This is a genomic window from Nocardia sp. NPDC088792 (genome assembly GCF_044750615.1).
Taxonomy (GTDB): Bacteria; Actinomycetota; Actinomycetes; order Mycobacteriales; family Mycobacteriaceae; genus Nocardia.
The window spans coordinates 1,534,741-1,549,661 of sequence record NZ_JBIVKC010000003.1 but is presented as its reverse complement, the minus strand read 5'-3'; the positions used below and the strand labels follow the sequence as shown (position 1 = coordinate 1,549,661).

Annotated in this window: 19 protein-coding genes; 12 read left to right on the top strand and 7 right to left on the bottom strand. The window is 63.6% G+C overall.

Annotated elements, in window-relative coordinates:
- Positions 1–32 precede the first annotated feature (32 nt).
- Both ACIP5Y_RS25265 and ACIP5Y_RS25260 read left to right on the top strand, forming a co-directional pair.
- Positions 33–455: a VOC family protein gene (locus ACIP5Y_RS25265; RefSeq protein ID WP_400353331.1), complete on the top strand. Its 423-nt coding sequence runs from the start codon at positions 33–35 to the stop codon at positions 453–455.
- The gene (locus ACIP5Y_RS25260) at positions 452–1,213 is read left to right on the top strand and encodes an SDR family NAD(P)-dependent oxidoreductase (protein WP_400353330.1); all 762 of its coding nucleotides are present in this window, start codon (positions 452–454) and stop codon (positions 1,211–1,213) included. The genes ACIP5Y_RS25265 and ACIP5Y_RS25260 overlap by 4 nt, the downstream gene beginning before the upstream one ends.
- Here the strand turns inward: ACIP5Y_RS25260 and ACIP5Y_RS25255 are convergent.
- A complete protein-coding gene (locus ACIP5Y_RS25255; protein WP_400353328.1) occupies positions 1,196–1,774 on the bottom strand; it encodes a TetR family transcriptional regulator in 579 nt (192 codons plus the stop codon). The genes ACIP5Y_RS25260 and ACIP5Y_RS25255 overlap by 18 nt on opposite strands.
- Positions 1,775–1,867: 93 nt before the next feature.
- Here ACIP5Y_RS25255 and ACIP5Y_RS25250 point away from each other — a divergent pair, with 93 nt between their 5' ends.
- Both ACIP5Y_RS25250 and ACIP5Y_RS25245 read left to right on the top strand, forming a co-directional pair.
- Positions 1,868–3,103, top strand: coding sequence for an MFS transporter (locus ACIP5Y_RS25250; RefSeq protein WP_400353326.1), 1,236 nt, complete (start codon positions 1,868–1,870; stop codon positions 3,101–3,103).
- 56 nt (positions 3,104–3,159) lie between these two features.
- A complete protein-coding gene (locus tag ACIP5Y_RS25245) occupies positions 3,160–3,546 on the top strand; it encodes a nuclear transport factor 2 family protein (RefSeq protein WP_400353324.1) in 387 nt (128 codons plus the stop codon).
- A gap of 28 nt (positions 3,547–3,574) precedes the next feature.
- Here the strand turns inward: ACIP5Y_RS25245 and ACIP5Y_RS25240 are convergent, their stop codons facing one another.
- The 4 genes from ACIP5Y_RS25240 to ACIP5Y_RS25225 all read right to left on the bottom strand — a co-directional run bounded on the left by ACIP5Y_RS25240 (position 3,575) and on the right by ACIP5Y_RS25225 (position 6,050).
- Positions 3,575–4,093 (bottom strand): nuclear transport factor 2 family protein, encoded by a 519-nt coding sequence (locus ACIP5Y_RS25240; protein ID WP_400353322.1) that lies wholly within the window; start codon positions 4,091–4,093, stop codon positions 3,575–3,577.
- 394 nt (positions 4,094–4,487) lie between these two features.
- The gene (locus ACIP5Y_RS25235) at positions 4,488–4,871 is read right to left on the bottom strand and encodes an FG-GAP repeat domain-containing protein (protein ID WP_400353320.1); all 384 of its coding nucleotides are present in this window, start codon (positions 4,869–4,871) and stop codon (positions 4,488–4,490) included.
- A gap of 5 nt (positions 4,872–4,876) precedes the next feature.
- Complete coding sequence (locus tag ACIP5Y_RS25230; protein WP_400353319.1) at positions 4,877–5,050, bottom strand: hypothetical protein; 174 nt, start codon at positions 5,048–5,050, stop codon at positions 4,877–4,879.
- A gap of 220 nt (positions 5,051–5,270) precedes the next feature.
- Entirely contained in the window at positions 5,271–6,050 is a 780-nt protein-coding gene (locus tag ACIP5Y_RS25225) for a hypothetical protein (protein WP_400353317.1), read from the bottom strand.
- Positions 6,051–6,272: 222 nt separating this feature from the next.
- Here ACIP5Y_RS25225 and sph point away from each other — a divergent pair, with 222 nt between their 5' ends.
- The 4 genes from sph to ACIP5Y_RS25205 all read left to right on the top strand — a co-directional run bounded on the left by sph (position 6,273) and on the right by ACIP5Y_RS25205 (position 10,003).
- Positions 6,273–7,256, top strand: coding sequence for a sphingomyelin phosphodiesterase (gene sph / locus ACIP5Y_RS25220; RefSeq protein ID WP_400353316.1), 984 nt, complete (start codon positions 6,273–6,275; stop codon positions 7,254–7,256).
- 522 nt (positions 7,257–7,778) lie between these two features.
- Complete coding sequence (locus tag ACIP5Y_RS25215) at positions 7,779–8,087, top strand: hypothetical protein (protein WP_400353314.1); 309 nt, start codon at positions 7,779–7,781, stop codon at positions 8,085–8,087.
- Positions 8,088–8,317: 230 nt separating this feature from the next.
- The gene (locus ACIP5Y_RS25210) at positions 8,318–8,830 is read left to right on the top strand and encodes a DUF3558 family protein (protein ID WP_400353312.1); all 513 of its coding nucleotides are present in this window, start codon (positions 8,318–8,320) and stop codon (positions 8,828–8,830) included.
- Between the two features lie 585 nt (positions 8,831–9,415).
- Positions 9,416–10,003: a hypothetical protein gene (locus ACIP5Y_RS25205; protein WP_400353310.1), complete on the top strand. Its 588-nt coding sequence runs from the start codon at positions 9,416–9,418 to the stop codon at positions 10,001–10,003.
- 109 nt (positions 10,004–10,112) lie between these two features.
- Here the strand turns inward: ACIP5Y_RS25205 and ACIP5Y_RS25200 are convergent, their stop codons facing one another.
- On the bottom strand, positions 10,113–10,454 hold the full coding sequence (locus ACIP5Y_RS25200; RefSeq protein WP_400353309.1) for a DUF6188 family protein: 342 nt from the start codon (positions 10,452–10,454) through the stop codon (positions 10,113–10,115).
- A 204-nt stretch (positions 10,455–10,658) separates the two neighbouring features.
- Here ACIP5Y_RS25200 and ACIP5Y_RS25195 point away from each other — a divergent pair, with 204 nt between their 5' ends.
- From ACIP5Y_RS25195 to ACIP5Y_RS25185, 3 genes are all read left to right on the top strand, one after another.
- Entirely contained in the window at positions 10,659–11,768 is a 1,110-nt protein-coding gene (locus ACIP5Y_RS25195; protein WP_400353307.1) for a hypothetical protein, read from the top strand.
- 28 nt (positions 11,769–11,796) lie between these two features.
- A complete protein-coding gene (locus ACIP5Y_RS25190) occupies positions 11,797–12,111 on the top strand; it encodes a DUF4189 domain-containing protein (RefSeq protein ID WP_400353306.1) in 315 nt (104 codons plus the stop codon).
- Between the two features lie 474 nt (positions 12,112–12,585).
- Positions 12,586–13,440 carry an esterase/lipase family protein gene (locus tag ACIP5Y_RS25185; RefSeq protein ID WP_400353304.1) on the top strand — a complete coding sequence of 285 codons (855 nt, stop codon included), beginning with the start codon at positions 12,586–12,588 and terminating at the stop codon, positions 13,438–13,440.
- 342 nt (positions 13,441–13,782) lie between these two features.
- On the opposite strand, the gene ACIP5Y_RS25180 is transcribed toward ACIP5Y_RS25185, so the two are convergent.
- The gene (locus tag ACIP5Y_RS25180; RefSeq protein ID WP_400353302.1) at positions 13,783–14,316 is read right to left on the bottom strand and encodes a hypothetical protein; all 534 of its coding nucleotides are present in this window, start codon (positions 14,314–14,316) and stop codon (positions 13,783–13,785) included.
- 213 nt (positions 14,317–14,529) lie between these two features.
- Here ACIP5Y_RS25180 and ACIP5Y_RS25175 point away from each other — a divergent pair, with 213 nt between their 5' ends.
- Positions 14,530–14,913 carry a hypothetical protein gene (locus ACIP5Y_RS25175; protein ID WP_400353300.1) on the top strand — a complete coding sequence of 128 codons (384 nt, stop codon included), beginning with the start codon at positions 14,530–14,532 and terminating at the stop codon, positions 14,911–14,913.
- Positions 14,914–14,921 lie beyond the last annotated feature (8 nt).

Below are 14,921 nucleotides of genomic sequence, written 5' to 3'. Positions count from 1 at the left end.
GGGGGCACAGCTGAAGTGAAGGAGTGCCGATCATGCCTGCCCGCCCTTCCGTACACCTGGCCATTCCGGTCGACGACCTCGCCGCTGCCCGGCAGTTCTACGGCGAGGTCCTCGGGCTCGAGCAAGGACGTTCCACCGATCATTGGATCGACTGGAATCTGCACGGTCATCAGTTGGTGACACACGTCGTGCGTGGGGGAGCCACCGCGGTCGGGACCAGCGAGGTGGACGGACACAACGTGCCGATACCGCACTTCGGTCTGCTGCTGGCGCCCCGGCAGTTTCACGTGCTGGCTGAGCGTTTACGCACGGCGGGAACGCAATTCGTGATCGAGCCCTACTTGCGGTTCCCGGACCAGCCGGCCGAGCAGTGGACGATGTTCTTCCTGGACCCCGCCGGTAATGCGTTGGAGTTCAAGGCATTCAGCGACGAAACGCAGGTGTTCGCGCGATGAGACGAGTGCTGGTGACCGGCGCCTCGCGCGGGATCGGGCGGGCCGTGGCGATGCGCTTCGCCGAGAGTGGTGACCGGGTCGCGGTGCACTACGGCAGCGATGCGGAGGGGGCGGCACGCACGCAACGAATGCTGGCGGGGGACGGGCATGTCGTGGTGTCGGGTGACCTGGGCGATCCGGATGCGGTGCAGCAGGTGGTCGACGCGACGGTACGCGAGCTCGGCGGCGTCGACGTCCTGGTCAACAATGCCGCCGTCGCACCATCGGCCGGGACTCGGCATGCAGTAGCAGAGGTGGAATATGCGCAGTGGCAACAGATCTGGCATCAGATGCTCGACGTCAACCTGCTCGGTGCGGTGAATCTGACCTACGCTGTGGCCCGCCACCTCATCGACCGCGGCGCAACCGGCAGCATCGTCAACATCGGTTCGCGCGGTGCCTTCAAGGGCGAGCCGGATTTTCCGGCGTACGGCGCGAGCAAAGCCGCACTGCACGCCTTCGGGCAGTCGATGGCGGTGGCATTGGCTCCGCATGGAATCACCGTGGCGTCCGTGGCGCCGGGATTCGTCGGTACCGAGCGGCAGGCGGACAAGCTGGCGGGCGCCGATGGTGCGGCAGTGCGTGCGCAGAGCCCCTTCGGTCGCGTCGGGACGCCCGAGGAGGTTGCCGCCGCCGTGCTCTACCTGGCCTCGGCCGAGGCCGCGTGGGCCTCGGGAGCCGTGCTGGACCTCAACGGCGCCTCATACCTGCGGACCTGACGGGGTGCCGGACAAGGTTCGGACTGCCGAGGACACCGCGGTGCGGAGCTGGTCGAGGGTGTAATCCGGTCCGAGGACCATGCGCCGCAGTTGTGGCATGGCCAAGCTCCAGCCCACCAGGCCCATCGTGAAGAACAGCAGCGCTCGTGGGTCGTCGGTGCCGGTCGCGGTGGTTTCGGTCGCACGGAGTTTGTCGAGGTAGTGCTGGGTGCGGGCGTCCTCGTCGGGGACCTGGTCGGCACCGAACTCGAGGGCTTCCCAGAGCAGCAGCCGCAGGGCTTCAGGGTGCGTGCGGTGGTAGTCGTACAGCGTGGCGGAGTAACTCCCGAGGTCGGCATCCGCATCGGGTGGGACCGCTTCGGCCAGGTCGGCCATCAGCCGTTGCAACACGGCGGCGAACAGGGCGTTCTTGTCGCCGAAGTAGTCGTAGATGGCCCGCTTGTTGGCCTTGGCATTGGCGGCGATGCGGTCTACCCGGGCGCCGGCGACGCCGTAGGCGGCGAATTCGCTCGACGCCGCGCTGAGAATGCGTTCCTTGGTTGCCGTTGAGTCGTATGCCACGCCCGCAATTGTAACGAACCAGTTCGTTTGACAGCCTGACGTCCCGCCTCCTAGCATCCGAACTAACTAGTTCGATCGCTCTTGGAGATGGTGATGAACACGACCGAAACCCCACAGATATCCCAATCCCCGGCCGACGCCGGACGTTCGGCGCGGCCGCTGCTGTTCGCGCTGATGGCTATCTGCAGCGGCGTGACCGTGGCGAACGTGTACCTGGCCCAGCCGCTGCTGACCCTGTTCGCCCACAGCCTCGGCGTCGCGCCCTCGGCAGCCGGGCTCGTGGTGACGTGCGCACAGTTCGGGTACGCGGCCGGGATCCTGTTCCTGGTGCCACTCGGCGATGTGCGCCGACGCCGTCCGCTACTGACGGTGCTGCTGGCCGCGACGGTGATCGCACTGCTGCTGGCCGCGCTCGCCCCTGGCCTGTCGCTGCTGGCGGCGGCCGCGGCGTTGGTGGGCGGGTGCACCGTGGTCCCGCAGGTGCTGGTGCCCTTGGCCGCCGAGCTGGCCCCGCCGCAGCGGCGCGCCTCGGTCGTGGCGGGGGTGCAGATCGGGTTGATGACCGGCATCATCGGCTCGCGCGTGATCGGCGGTGCGGTGGGTGAGCTGTTCGGGTGGCGCGCTGTCTATATCCTCGCTGCCGTGCTGACCGCGGCGTCGGGACTGCTGACCGTGGCCCTGATACCGCGAGAACCCGTCCGCGCCAACGACATCGGATATGGGCGACTGCTGGCGTCGCTACCGCGGTTGCTGATCGAGGAGCCGGCGCTGCGCCAATCGTGCCTGCTGCATGCGAGCCTGTTCGGCGCCTATAACGCCACCTGGACCTCGCTGGTGCTGGTCATGACCCACGAGCCGTACCATCTCGGCACCGCGACCGCAGGGGCATTCGGTGTACTCGGGCTGGCGGGCGCGATCGCCGCGCCATGGGCCGGGCGGTTCATCGATCGCCGTGGCGCACTGCCCATTATCGCCACCGCGCTGGTGCTGATGCTGGCTTCGGCCGGGATGTACGCGCTCGGCCGGACCGCACTCGCGTTCATGATCGTGGCGATCATCGCGGCCAACATCGCGGTGCAATGGAGCCAAATCGCCAACCAGGCACGGAATTTCGCCTATCTACCCGACGCCCGCAGCCGCGCCAACACCGTCTACATGGTCGCGGTCTTCCTCGGTGGCGCGACCTGCGCGGCACTCGCGGCGGCCTGCTACAGCGGCTATGGATGGCTCGGCGTGTGCGTACTACAGGCCGCCCTCGCACTCGCCGGCCTCACGGTCCTGCCCTTCGCTCACCGATACGACCGACGCCGTCGCGCCGTAACACCGTGAGCGCCAACCCCTTTCCCGAACTCCCGTCACCAACCCTCAATATCAGGAGACCTTCGATGACCATGCCCGCGATGCCCGCTGCCGTGACCCAGTTCTTCACCGCCTCCCAAACCGGCGACGCCCAGGCCTGGGCGGATGCCTTTGCCTCCGAGGGCATCTTCCATGATCCGGTCGGGCAACCTCCGATCGTCGGCCGCACCGCCATCCACGCCTTCATCGCCTCGGTGCTGCCGAGCTTCAGCCCCTTCCTCGGCCTCACGCCCCGAGAGGCACACGTCGTCGGAAACTCCGTCGCTGTGTCCTGGAGCGGCGCAGCCGTCACCACGACAGGCACACCTGTGAACTGGTCCGGAATCAACGTCTACGACCTCGATGAGGACGGCCTCATCGCAGAAGCACGCGCATACTTCAACCGCGCCATCTTCCAAGCCCAACTCGGCTGACGAGGCCGCAGTACCCTGTCGGGCCAGTTCACGCAGCTGGTCCGGCAGGTTGGTCATTGGGCAGGTTCGTGACGACGTGTTTCATTTCGCGTTTCGGCGCGGTGCGCAGGGTTCCGCCGGCTTGTAGCCATTCGCCGACCACGCGAGGGGCGTCGCGGGCCGGGTTGTAGACGTCCTCCTCGGAGGAGAACAAACCGCTGCCGGCGTAGACGAGTCGGGTGATATTGGGGAAGCCGAAATGGATTCCGGGGTCGGTGGGGTGATCGAGGACGTTGCTGATGCAGATAACGACGGCGTCGTGGTCGTCGTCGAAGGCGGTCCAGCGGTGTTCGAATCGCATATGAGGGAACGGCGCCATGACATCGAGGATCCAGGCACGGACCTCCTCGCGGCCGTGGAAGGTGCCGTAGGCGTGCTCGATGTACTCGACGTCCTCGGTGAACAGGTCGGCGAAGGGGGACCATTCGCCTGTCTCGGAACACTTTTCGACGACCGTGTTGTAGTTCGCCAGCGCCTCTTCCAGTTCCGCGCGTTCGAATCGGCCCATTGCTGCCCTCCGTTGATCTGGAACAGGTTCCTGCTTCGGAATCGTATGTTCCAGGCCGAGGCGCGCCGGCGTTTTCCGAAATCCTTCGACGGAATCGGTTGTCCCGCAATGCGACGCTGGGTGCCGCTGATACTCGTTGCCGGCACGCCAACATGACGGTGCCGACGACCCCGCCGATAGCTCCGGCGCCTACGGCGGTGCCGATGGGTCAGCTGCGGTTCAGCGGTCGCTCGGCTGGGCGGTGTTCGAGGTAGTGAACTGAGGAGTTGCTGTCGAGGTCGTTTGCGGTGCTGAGTCGTCGGTGAAACGTTCCGGCTCGGCGGAAGCAGTAGACGTGGTGGTGGGTGTCGCAGTAGACGTGATTGTGGGCAGGGAAGGAGAGGCCGATCCCGGCTCATCGGCGCTGGACATACTCGCCAGGACTACGACGGCGCCTCCCACCAGCGCTGTACCGCCGAGTACGGCCAGGGTCTTTCGAGCGCTGCTTGGGGATACCACCATGCCCGTCGCCGTAGAGCACGTTCACCACCACGGCGAACCCGGAGGCGACGGCGACGTCGAGATTGCCGTCACCGTCGAAGTCTGCGGCGGTGACCGCGTCGGGCGCTATCCCGGTGAAGAGGTAGCGCGGCGGATCGAAGGTGCCATCGCCGCGGCCGTGCAAGAACTGGATGCCGAAACCGCATTCGTCGGTGACCACGAGATCCACCTGGCCATCGCCGGTGAAGTCCCCGTGCGCGATCGCCTCCGCGGTCGGGGAGACACCACACACGGTCACCGGGATCAACCGGCCCGGACGTACATCGAGCCCGAGTTCAGGGCGGAACCGGTATCCGGTGCGGCGTGGGCCAACCCGGCCACGAGCAGGGAGACGACCGTGGCAAGGATTGCCGCCGTGACGCCCCGCCCATGCGAGGAACGCTGTGGACGAGGACGCCAGGCCGACACGAACGTCATAGGCCGACTGTAGGTTTCCTGTCCTGCGGCCGATTCTCCTCGGACGCCAGGCTATTGGCACTGCGCGACAGGCTGGACAACGACCGCCACGACGACCTCATCAGCATGAGCGCACTATCCGAATCCGCCGCCGTGCTGCGCAACCGTATTCCACTCGATCCCGATGCAGGACAACAGAATCGATAACGACCCGCCCAAGGCTTCTTGGCAAGTTATGTGATTACCGGCCCGTGATATATTCATGGGCCTTTCGTAGATAGCCTTTCAGCATGTGGGTGCCGTCTGTCATGGCTTGTTCGAGCTGTCGCTCAGGGATGGGCAGGCCCGCGTTGCTCAGCAACGTGGTCATGGCTCGGTAATCCAGGCATCCGTGGAATTGTGTGCAATATATGCGGGGGAAGCCATGGCTATAATCGCGCGACGCGATTATGGCCGGTATCGATTGGCCTGCCTGGAGGCGTTCCGGCGAACCGTGCGCAATGATTTCGAGGTGCGGGAACTCTTTCTTTTGATTCTGTGCATCGGGCAGCTGCGGTAAGAGTCGGTGGAATTGAAAGCCGACCAGGCCGTCTTCGGTGTACATGTACGACAAACGCCTCCTTGCTGCCGTTGTCGGAACCACCGAGCATGGGCCGACTTCTCGCGCCCAGGCAAGGTCGGGGAGTAGCCGGCCTCCGGCAGCCTCGACGGCAATCTGCATTCCGGAGCACTCGCCGTAGAAGATCTTTTCGTTCGCGGGATCGGATGTCGACGTCAACGCTTGCCGGGTCAGCTCGATGAGGCCGGGAAAGTAGGCCATCTGCTGTGCATTCGGATCGGCCACACTACCGGGAACCATCAGGCCGACATATCCCTCGAGGCTGGTAGGGAGATCACCCAGCGTTCTGGGGCGCACGACATCGCAGTCGAACCCCGCATCCTCGGCGAAATCGACGATTCGATCGACCGGATAATAATGGTCGTGCTCCAGAACGAATAGCTTCGGCTTCCGTTCCGCCATGTATACACCGTAGTTGCAGTGCGCCGCGTCCTGGCCTTGATCGCCTGACTGTTGGCCACTGAGCCTGGATACGGACATATGGGATAATTCGGACAAGAGTCATCGCCCGGAAACGGGGCAATCATCTGGCGGTCATCTGTAGGTCGATCGGGCCGATTTCTATTCCCGCTGACCCGTCCGAGATCCGGGCGGGTGTCGTGTGGATCGAAGTAGGAGAACCGGATGCCGCTTGTCGGATGCAAGTCCGCTCGAACCCTCGTCGTCGCCGCTACCGCGGCGCTCGGCCTGGTCCTGCCACACTCGGCGCAAGCTATCGCCGCACCGGCCGCACCGGAGCTGAAAGTGTTGACTTACAACACTTTTCTGATGAGCACGAGTCTGTTCCCGAACTGGGGGCAGGAGCACCGAGCGAAGGCCATCGTGGCCGCGGACTTCTTTCAGGGCAACGATATCGTCGTGCTGCAAGAGGCCCTGGACAACGATGTGTCGGAGGCGCTGAAAGCTGATGCGGCGGGGCAGTACCCGCATCAGACGCCGGTTGTCGGGCGCAGTAAGAGCGGCTGGGATGCCACCAGTGGCAAGTACTCCAACTTCACCGCGGAGGATGGCGGCGTCACCGTACTGAGCAAATGGCCGATCGTGCGCAAGGAACAGATCCTGTTCGAGAACGGCTGCGGCGCGGATTGGCTGGCCAACAAGGGATTCGCCTATGTGGTGCTGAACGTCGGTGGCGCCACCGTGCACTTCGTCGGCACGCATGCGCAGTCGACCGACTCCCGCTGTCGGGCCGGTGAGGCGGTGTCGGATCGCGCCAAACAGTTTCGTCAGATCGGGGCGTTCCTGAGTGCCAAGAACATTCCGGCCTCCGAGGAGGTGATCGTGGCGGGCGATATGAACGTCGACTCGCACAGCCCGGAGTACGCGTCGATGCTCGAGAACGCGGGGCTCGACGCCGCTGATCAGCGCACCGGTCACCCGTATTCCTTCGATACGAAGAAGAATTCGATCGCTTCGTACCGCTATCCGAGCGATCCGCAGGAGGACCTCGACTACGTGCTGCACCGTAAGGGGCATGCCCGCCCGTCCGAGTGGAAGAACACGGTCCTCGTCGAACAGTCCGCCCCGTGGACCGTCACCAGCTGGGGCAAGAGCTACACCTACACCAACCTCTCCGACCATTACCCGGTGATCGCCGGCACTCGATAGATCGCACCAGGGCCGATCAGCGACCCGATCGCCGCGACGCGGCCGGGTCGCTGATCGGTGCGAGCGGCGAAAACCGTTGCCGGGCATCGGCTTGTCCCTCGGTGCGTGCCACCGTTGTCGACGTTGTGATGGTGGTATTGAAGCCCTGGCTACAGCATGAATATGTCCGACCAAGCTCGCGCGCTACGACCGGATAGTGCATCAGCGACCGCGACGCGTGTCGGGTTGTCGCTTGCCAGCGTGAAGGGGCCACCACGTTGCCAGTCGTGGGACTACCGGAAACGAATGCCCCTCCAGGGGAACGTGTTCCAGATTTGCCGTGCAGGCCGATCATGGCGACGGCGGTCCGGACATCCCATATTGCCGAATATCGGACACCCGATCGTCGCGCCAACCCTCACTTGTCCACTGGTCACAGGCGCGAGGGGTCTTGTCCGAATCGACCTCACTGGTATGCCATTCCGCAGAAGGTGGCGGTGACGACCGGCCGAGGTGTCGTACCGACACGGTAGGTTCCATCACGTGTCTGCGAACTGCGATCTCTACGCCACGGTTGAAGGCCTTGCCGATCTTCATGAAGCACAGTCTGTGAAGACTGCGGTCGAGCAGCTGTTAGCGGAGGAGTTCCAAGGTGGTTGGGACTTCAACGTGGAGGTCAAGCAGCGAAGCGATACCGAGGTCTACGTGGTGATCGAATCGCTCGATACGGTGATTATCAGCGGAAACGGCTCGTGGACAGACATATTCGATGACCTTCTCGCAGAGCGTGTTTCCGCCGTTGCGGCCCACGCCAAGACGGACACCGAGTGGACCTGGCCCGACTACCGCTAGCCGAGGAACAGAGCCGCTGCCGAGAACAGGGTCTTCCTGAGGTCAGCGCGCTATGCCGCATGCCGCGCTGGCCGAACTGCCAGCGCGGCGGGCGGACGGCCAGAGCGCCTGCGGGGCAGGAACATTCGCCGCCGCCGGCGTTCGTGGATCTGCGTGGTGGGTACAGTTGCGCCGGGTCGACTATGGTCAGTCCAAGATTGTTGGGCGAGAACCTGATTTACGGGGGATGTATGCGGGCGCCGCTGTCCGGTGTTGTCATTGCCGCACTCGCGCTGTGCGCGGTGAGCGGATGTTCAGCTTCCTCACCCAAGCCGACAGGAGCGTTCGACCCGTGCAAAGAAATCACGGACAGCACGATTCGTAACGCCGGGTTCGATCCGAATACGAAGAAGACCGTTCAGACCGTCGCTAATTACACGGTGCGTTGTGAGATCTCCTCGGCAGGCGGGCTCGGCACCCTGTATCTTGAGCACCCCAACGTCCTTGCTCCCATACAAACCTACGACGCCTATCTCGCATCCGCACGATCGGTCGTCGGCCAGCCCGGCGGAGAGGCACCTACCGTCACCACCATCAACGGCCGCGACGCCTACGTCGGCCCCCACACGATGCTCGGATGCGACGTCGCCCTACGAACCGCCATCAGTGTGATGATCGTCCAGGTCCGATACTCCGACGAGACCACCTGCGCCAGTGCGCAACAGGTTGCAACCCTCCTTGAGCCGAGCATCGGCAACCGCTGACCTCACCCCTGCCCGCCCAAGAAACCGAAACCACCACCAACATTTCTTTGTCGATAGACATCCTAAAATGCCGCGACCCGCGCGTTGGACGGCCGTCTAAACTGGTTGGCCGCCAGCGCTTCCCATCGCGCGCTATTGCCGATGAGCGCTCGACTATGCACTCACCTGAAAGCGTTGTCGGAACCAGACTGGGTGTACTTGGGGTTTGTTGCTCCGGTAACGATCTGCGATCCAGAAGTGCGAACTTTGGGCTCGGCGGGTTGAGCGTCGGGAGTTGGCTCAGGTTCGGCGTTAGCGTCGTCGGCAGGCTTGCCCTGGCTGGATTGGCTAGTGGTCATCTCGTGCCTCCTGAGAGTTGTGGCCAATGCCGTCAATCTATAACCCTGCACGCGTCCGGAGAACGGTTTTGCCAACGGGCTGAGTGGAGAGCGAGAAGGTCACCAAGCAGGGCGTATTCAACCACCCGATGAATATCCGCTACTGCCGCGGATCGCGCGGGCCCGGATCGCTATGGTGGCGGGAGTAGAAGACGCCACCATGGCGAATGTCGGCAAGGCTGACGAGCACTACCGTTAGGCTCGCCGGATGGCTATCGACGCCAGCTACCAGGCACTTCCATACGAGCCCTTGATCGAGCGCGCGATGCATGACCCGGGCACCGCTGAGGCTCTGCAGTTCTTCGACACGATAGCGACTGCCGACCTCGCACTGACTCCCTACCACGATGACCCGCTCTGGCTCGAACTCGCTCCGATCGCGCGACGGCTGGCCGACGAGCGCCCTGGCCTGCTCGAACGAGCCCTCGTGACCCGTTCCTGGGACGCCGTCTACTGGATGCTGGCACCCAATCGTCGAGCACGAGCCGACAGGAACCCGCAAGGGCTCGCCGAGATTGCTGTGTTCGGTGCCGAACCGTACCCCTGTAAAGCGGTTGCTACCCAGGGTGTCCTGTACCGCCTCGTCCGACCGGACACCGCGGCGGCGGTCGCCGATTACATCGAGGTCATGCTCGCCGATGCCCCGGCGCTGTTCGACGTGCAGGCAATGGAAGCCGCGCAAGTTTACAAGCTCCCCCACAACCGCGACCACGTCGTGAACCTCCTCAACGACTACGCGCGGTTGTATCGGCAGGCCGCAGAGATGGACGAATGGGTCCTCGTCACCCGAGACTGAACGCCTCCGAAAACGCACTATACTAGCCGCATAGTTGGCGGATCGAAGCGGCCACGAGAGACGCTCGAAGATCAACCGGCGAGGTCGATCTCACGTCTCCCACACATCGTCAGCGGGCTGACCAGATAGCGAGTTCGCCGCCGGGCATCGAGACAACGAGATATCCGCGGGGACCAGTGAGCGTCCACGCCTCGTAGTGCAGATCCGCCGGAACGCAGATTTGTTCTCCGCTGGTGAAGTCGATACGGAGGGTCTTGGCGTCATCGACCAGGGCCGCGCTGATGGCACCGGGCAGTCGCTGTGGCATCCCAGCGCTCCAGTCGCCGGCCGCTGGCGTGAAGAACGGTTGATCGGCGCCGGTGGTCACCCAGAATCCGGTTTCGATGCGAAAGCTGAACTCGCTGTCGGTGTTGATCAGCAGTGCGTAGTTCTCGATCTCGAGTTCGGCCATCGCGCCGATGATCGGCAACTCCATGTTGCGAGATCGTAGCGGCGCGGATCGCGACCAGCCGGTAATGCCGCATCCCGCGCGGTCGACGGCGGCCGAGCGCGCCTGTTGGGACGCCAACGGGCCGAGATCATCTCGGCCCTCAGGACGCCCTGAATTGCCGAATGCGAGACATTGTTCTGTGCAAATCAGTTGTGTCGAGGTTGGGTGACAAGCCCGGCGAAACAAACTCCGCGGTCACTGACGGTGAATGCCAGGTCTGTGGGAATCGCTGGGCGCGAGAGGGATTCGGATCAGACTGAGAAACACCGGCGCGGTGTCGGCGTGCGCGCGAGTCAGGACGAGACGATGACCTCCCCGAAAGAAACCAGCAAGAAGACAGCAGAATCCACCGAGCAAACAACAGTCACCGAGGAGACGGCCTCCGACGCGCCACCGCCACCGCCGATGGACGCGGAGCCGTCACCGTCCGAGGTACGCGCGAAGAGGCTGGCTTTGCTGGAGCCGGAGTACGACGACTGCGTGAAGGCCGGGCGTCGACGCGCCGACCTGATGGCGAAGGCGGCAGCGCTGCGCGGCAAGAAGCCGGACGAAGCCAGCGTCAAATCGCGCGAAGGCAAATTGGCGATTTTCCAGAAGGAGTACACGAACGAACCGAAGACCGAGAAGGTCACCGACGGACCGTACGTGGCCTCGTGGAATCGCACCACCAAAGAACACAGCTACTACGAGAACACACCCGAACCCAAGAACAATCGCATCCTGTGCTCGACGATCAACCGCTACGCGGAGAAGTCCACGGCGGAAAAGCCGATAGAGAATCCCATACAGGAGCCGCTGCGCAGCTCGGACATCTTCTACTTCCAGTATCTGGAGTCCGTGGGAGGGCAAGGTGCGCTGTTGACCACCGGCTTGCCGCAGTTGAAGACTCTGCGCCAGTCAGGTGTCGCCTCGGGCTCCGGCGCGGTGGTGGCCCTGTATCTGGCCGCGAAGGAGAACACCTTGGGGCTTCCCGCGGGCCGTTATGAATACGACTCCGAGGTCTACTACGCGCTGTTGGGCACCGAAAACGGCAGCGGCCCCACCTATCTCGTCGTCGACTGGACTCGCGAGCTGGGCATCACCGGCATCAGCGCGATCGAGGTCGACAGCGCCCTGAACATAACCTTCCATTTCACCCTGGCCACCGATACCGCTTGGTCCTCCTCGATGTCGAGTACGACATCGTCCTCTTCACCCTCGTCGACCTCCTCGAGTTCGAAGTCGTCGTCCTCGTCGTCTTCCTCCTCGAGTTCGAGCAGCTCGAGCTCGTCGTGATTTAGACCACCGGACTTCCGTTGCGGTCGTGGGAATCCGGCGTGTGGCCTGGAACTCTGCGAGTCAATCGGCTGCCGAGAGTGCCGCACTCAGCCAATGCGGTGGGGGCTCGTGTCAGGTGATCGTGAGCTGGTCCGACGGATGTGGCTCCGTCGTGGGAGGCGACGGTGAATCGGTCGTTGCGGGCGGTGTCGGTGCAACACCGGCGGAGGCCGAGCAGAACGCGATCGCCAACATCAAGATCAAGGATCCCGTTCTCTTCACGCCGCAACCGGCGACGGGAAGTGTTGCGGGCACGCCCGGAATGACACCCCACGTCCTCGTCACCAAGTGCACCGGTTAGGTCTCAGCCCTCTCTCTATCTGCCTGTCCTGGAAGGGAACCGGGTGGGTGTCGGCGGAGGGTGAAGATCCACACTCAACCTGGCAGTAGCCGCCAGAACGCACTATTTTGCCGCGGACCGCGCTGACCGAACCGGCCAGCACGGCGCTGCGGAAGATCAACCGGCCGTGGCGATCCAAGGCCGGCCGAACGTCCGCAACTGCCGAGTTTCGTACGGTTGGCCCCACCGCTGGAGCGGTGGCCTACGCGCGGAAAGGTAGGTAGGCGTGAGTGGTGTCGCGGGCTGAAGTGGGCTGTCGCGTACGCCAACTCGTGGCGCCTCGGCCTGGTCCTGCGGGCGCCGGTTTTCTGCACTCGTTGTATCGTCCTTTGCTGGTGCGGAACTCGCACGCGGTCGGGGGATCACAAAGATGATGCCGAGGGAGTTGCTCGAGAGATGAAAACCGCTGCGAAGTTCACAGCCGGGCTGATCGGGGTGGGCGTACTGGCGATAACGGCTGTTGGGCCTGCGGTGGCCGCGCCGGAAACCGGTTCCGGATCAGCAGTTATTCCGGCTGGTAGCACGATCGAACCGCCCATCGACTGCGCTCCTGATACCGCGCACCCGCATCCGGTCGTGGTGCTTCCGGGCGGTGACGGAACCACAGCCGACACCGCGACCCAGTGGGACACCATGCTGAGCACCTTGCGCGGGGCCGGCTATTGTGCGTTCTTGTTCCAGGGTGGAATCATCAACGGCAACCGCTGGACCGGTGACATTCCCAGTGCCGCACAGCAGGTCGCGGATTTCGTGACGAAGGTTCGTCAGACCACTGGCGCCGATCAGGTCGATATCGTCGCGCATTCGGCCGGAACGCTTGTCAGCAATTATTTCCTCAAAGTCCTCAGTGGCGCCCCGTCGGTCGCCGATGCGGTCCTACTCACGCCGGAAACACGGGGCTGTGACGGTGCCGGTTTCCTGGCCGCGTACGGCATCAAGAACCCACCCATCACACCGGTTCAGGTCGTCGCCGCCCTGCCCTTCCTGGGCACTGTCCTCGCGGCTATCGCCCCAGACAAGGCCAATCTCGTTCAGATGATGCCTTCCTCGCCGGTCTACCAGTCCGTCTTCAACGGTCGGGTCACCCAGCCCGGTGTCCGCTACTCAGTGCTGTCCACCCGCAATGACGAGCTCGCGACACCGGCGACGGTCTGCACACTGCTCGACGAGCCAGGGGTGAACATGAACTTCTATGAGGACCTGTTCCCCGGCGCCACACCGGTCGGGCACTCCAGCCTGCGATCGAGCCCCGACACTGCAAACTGGGTCGTCCAGCAACTTCAGTCCTGAAACAGATTGACATTCAACCGAATCGTCTGTGCACCTCTGGATCTGGCGGCGCTTATACCGATCGTCTACCCACACAGGGGTACCCATGACGGCCAGCGCTTATATGCATCGACTTCATGGGAGTTTCCGTCCATATCGGCAGCCGCGTCGAGCGCGTTCTTCGAGAAAGCCGTCTCCAACACGTCGTCAGCGGGTTTACCAGATAGAGAGTTCGCCACCTGCGCGCGCAGCGACCATCCGGTCATGCCGCTGACGGCTCGGTTCGGAGCGGCCGCGGCACCCACCGGCGAACGTACGGATTTCAGCCGAGTTGAGAGCGAACACCGCGAAGGTGCTTGGTTCTCAACGGACCGGCCATTCAAGGCCCAGAGCGTTGAACCATGGCATGAATGGGGTGCCCACTCGTCCTTGCGACTGCACCATCTCATCGAATCTTGATTCCACCGCTGTGGTCGCTGCAGGGTCGGCGTTCCAGAGATGGGCCATCTCAACCGCAGCGTCCGCGCCAGCGCGAGCGCTGGACGCCAACGTCGGATCTACGTTGCCCCCGGGAGATGAAAGGTACTTGCGGTAAACGATCGTCGGTTCGGAGTTCTCGATTTTCCAGGCTGTCCACACAACACCGAACTCATCCATATCGTCCGCGACCACCACACGGGCTGTCTCGGCTCCAGTGAACAGGCCAGTTCCGAGCATCTCCGCGACCGACATTCCGACGTATCCGCTTGCTCGCCACCATGATCCAACAGGCGTAACCGGATTGAGCGAGTGCCGGTCGACTGTCATCGCCGCCAGGGTCTTCAGGTTCGCGATCATGGCCTGTGCCTCGGCTTCGGTCGCAGTGTCGGCAATCACCGCTGTCCCGTATGTGCTCATGGTCCGATTGTTCGACACGACCGAGCCCACTCCGCCGTCGACACGCTGACCTGGATGGGGCGACCATCCGCTATGCCGCGGAGCGCTCGGTTCAGGACCGCGGTGGTGTCCGCTGGCGAACGCATTGATCTGCCGCGTCCCGCGCGGCTCTAACCGGTGCAGACACTACTTGGGCTGGGCGGATCTGCATTGGCGGCCGGGTAGGTTGGGCGCATGACCGAAGGGTGGCGTAATGGTCGTCTCGCTGAGTTCGTCGGTGCCCTCCGACGAGGAATAGAACCTCAGGGTGTCGAGGTCTACAGCTTCCAGGGTCTTGGAGAGTTCACTGCCAGCTACGAAGCCCATGAATACCAAGTCACGATAGTGCCAGTGCCGGTCAACAGACAGCCAGCGCCCTTCGACCAGACCGCCTACGACCAGCAGATCGCAGAGTACGGACGACAGTTCGTCACCGATGTCGACACCATCGCTGCCGCAGCCAATCTCATCCGCCGATATAGCCATAAAGCTGATCCTGAAGGCGTCCGCCTGGACAAGGCTCTCGCTGACCAAGTGCAGGAATTTGCAGACTGGCTGGGCCTGGGCCTTGAGCGATGAACGCACTA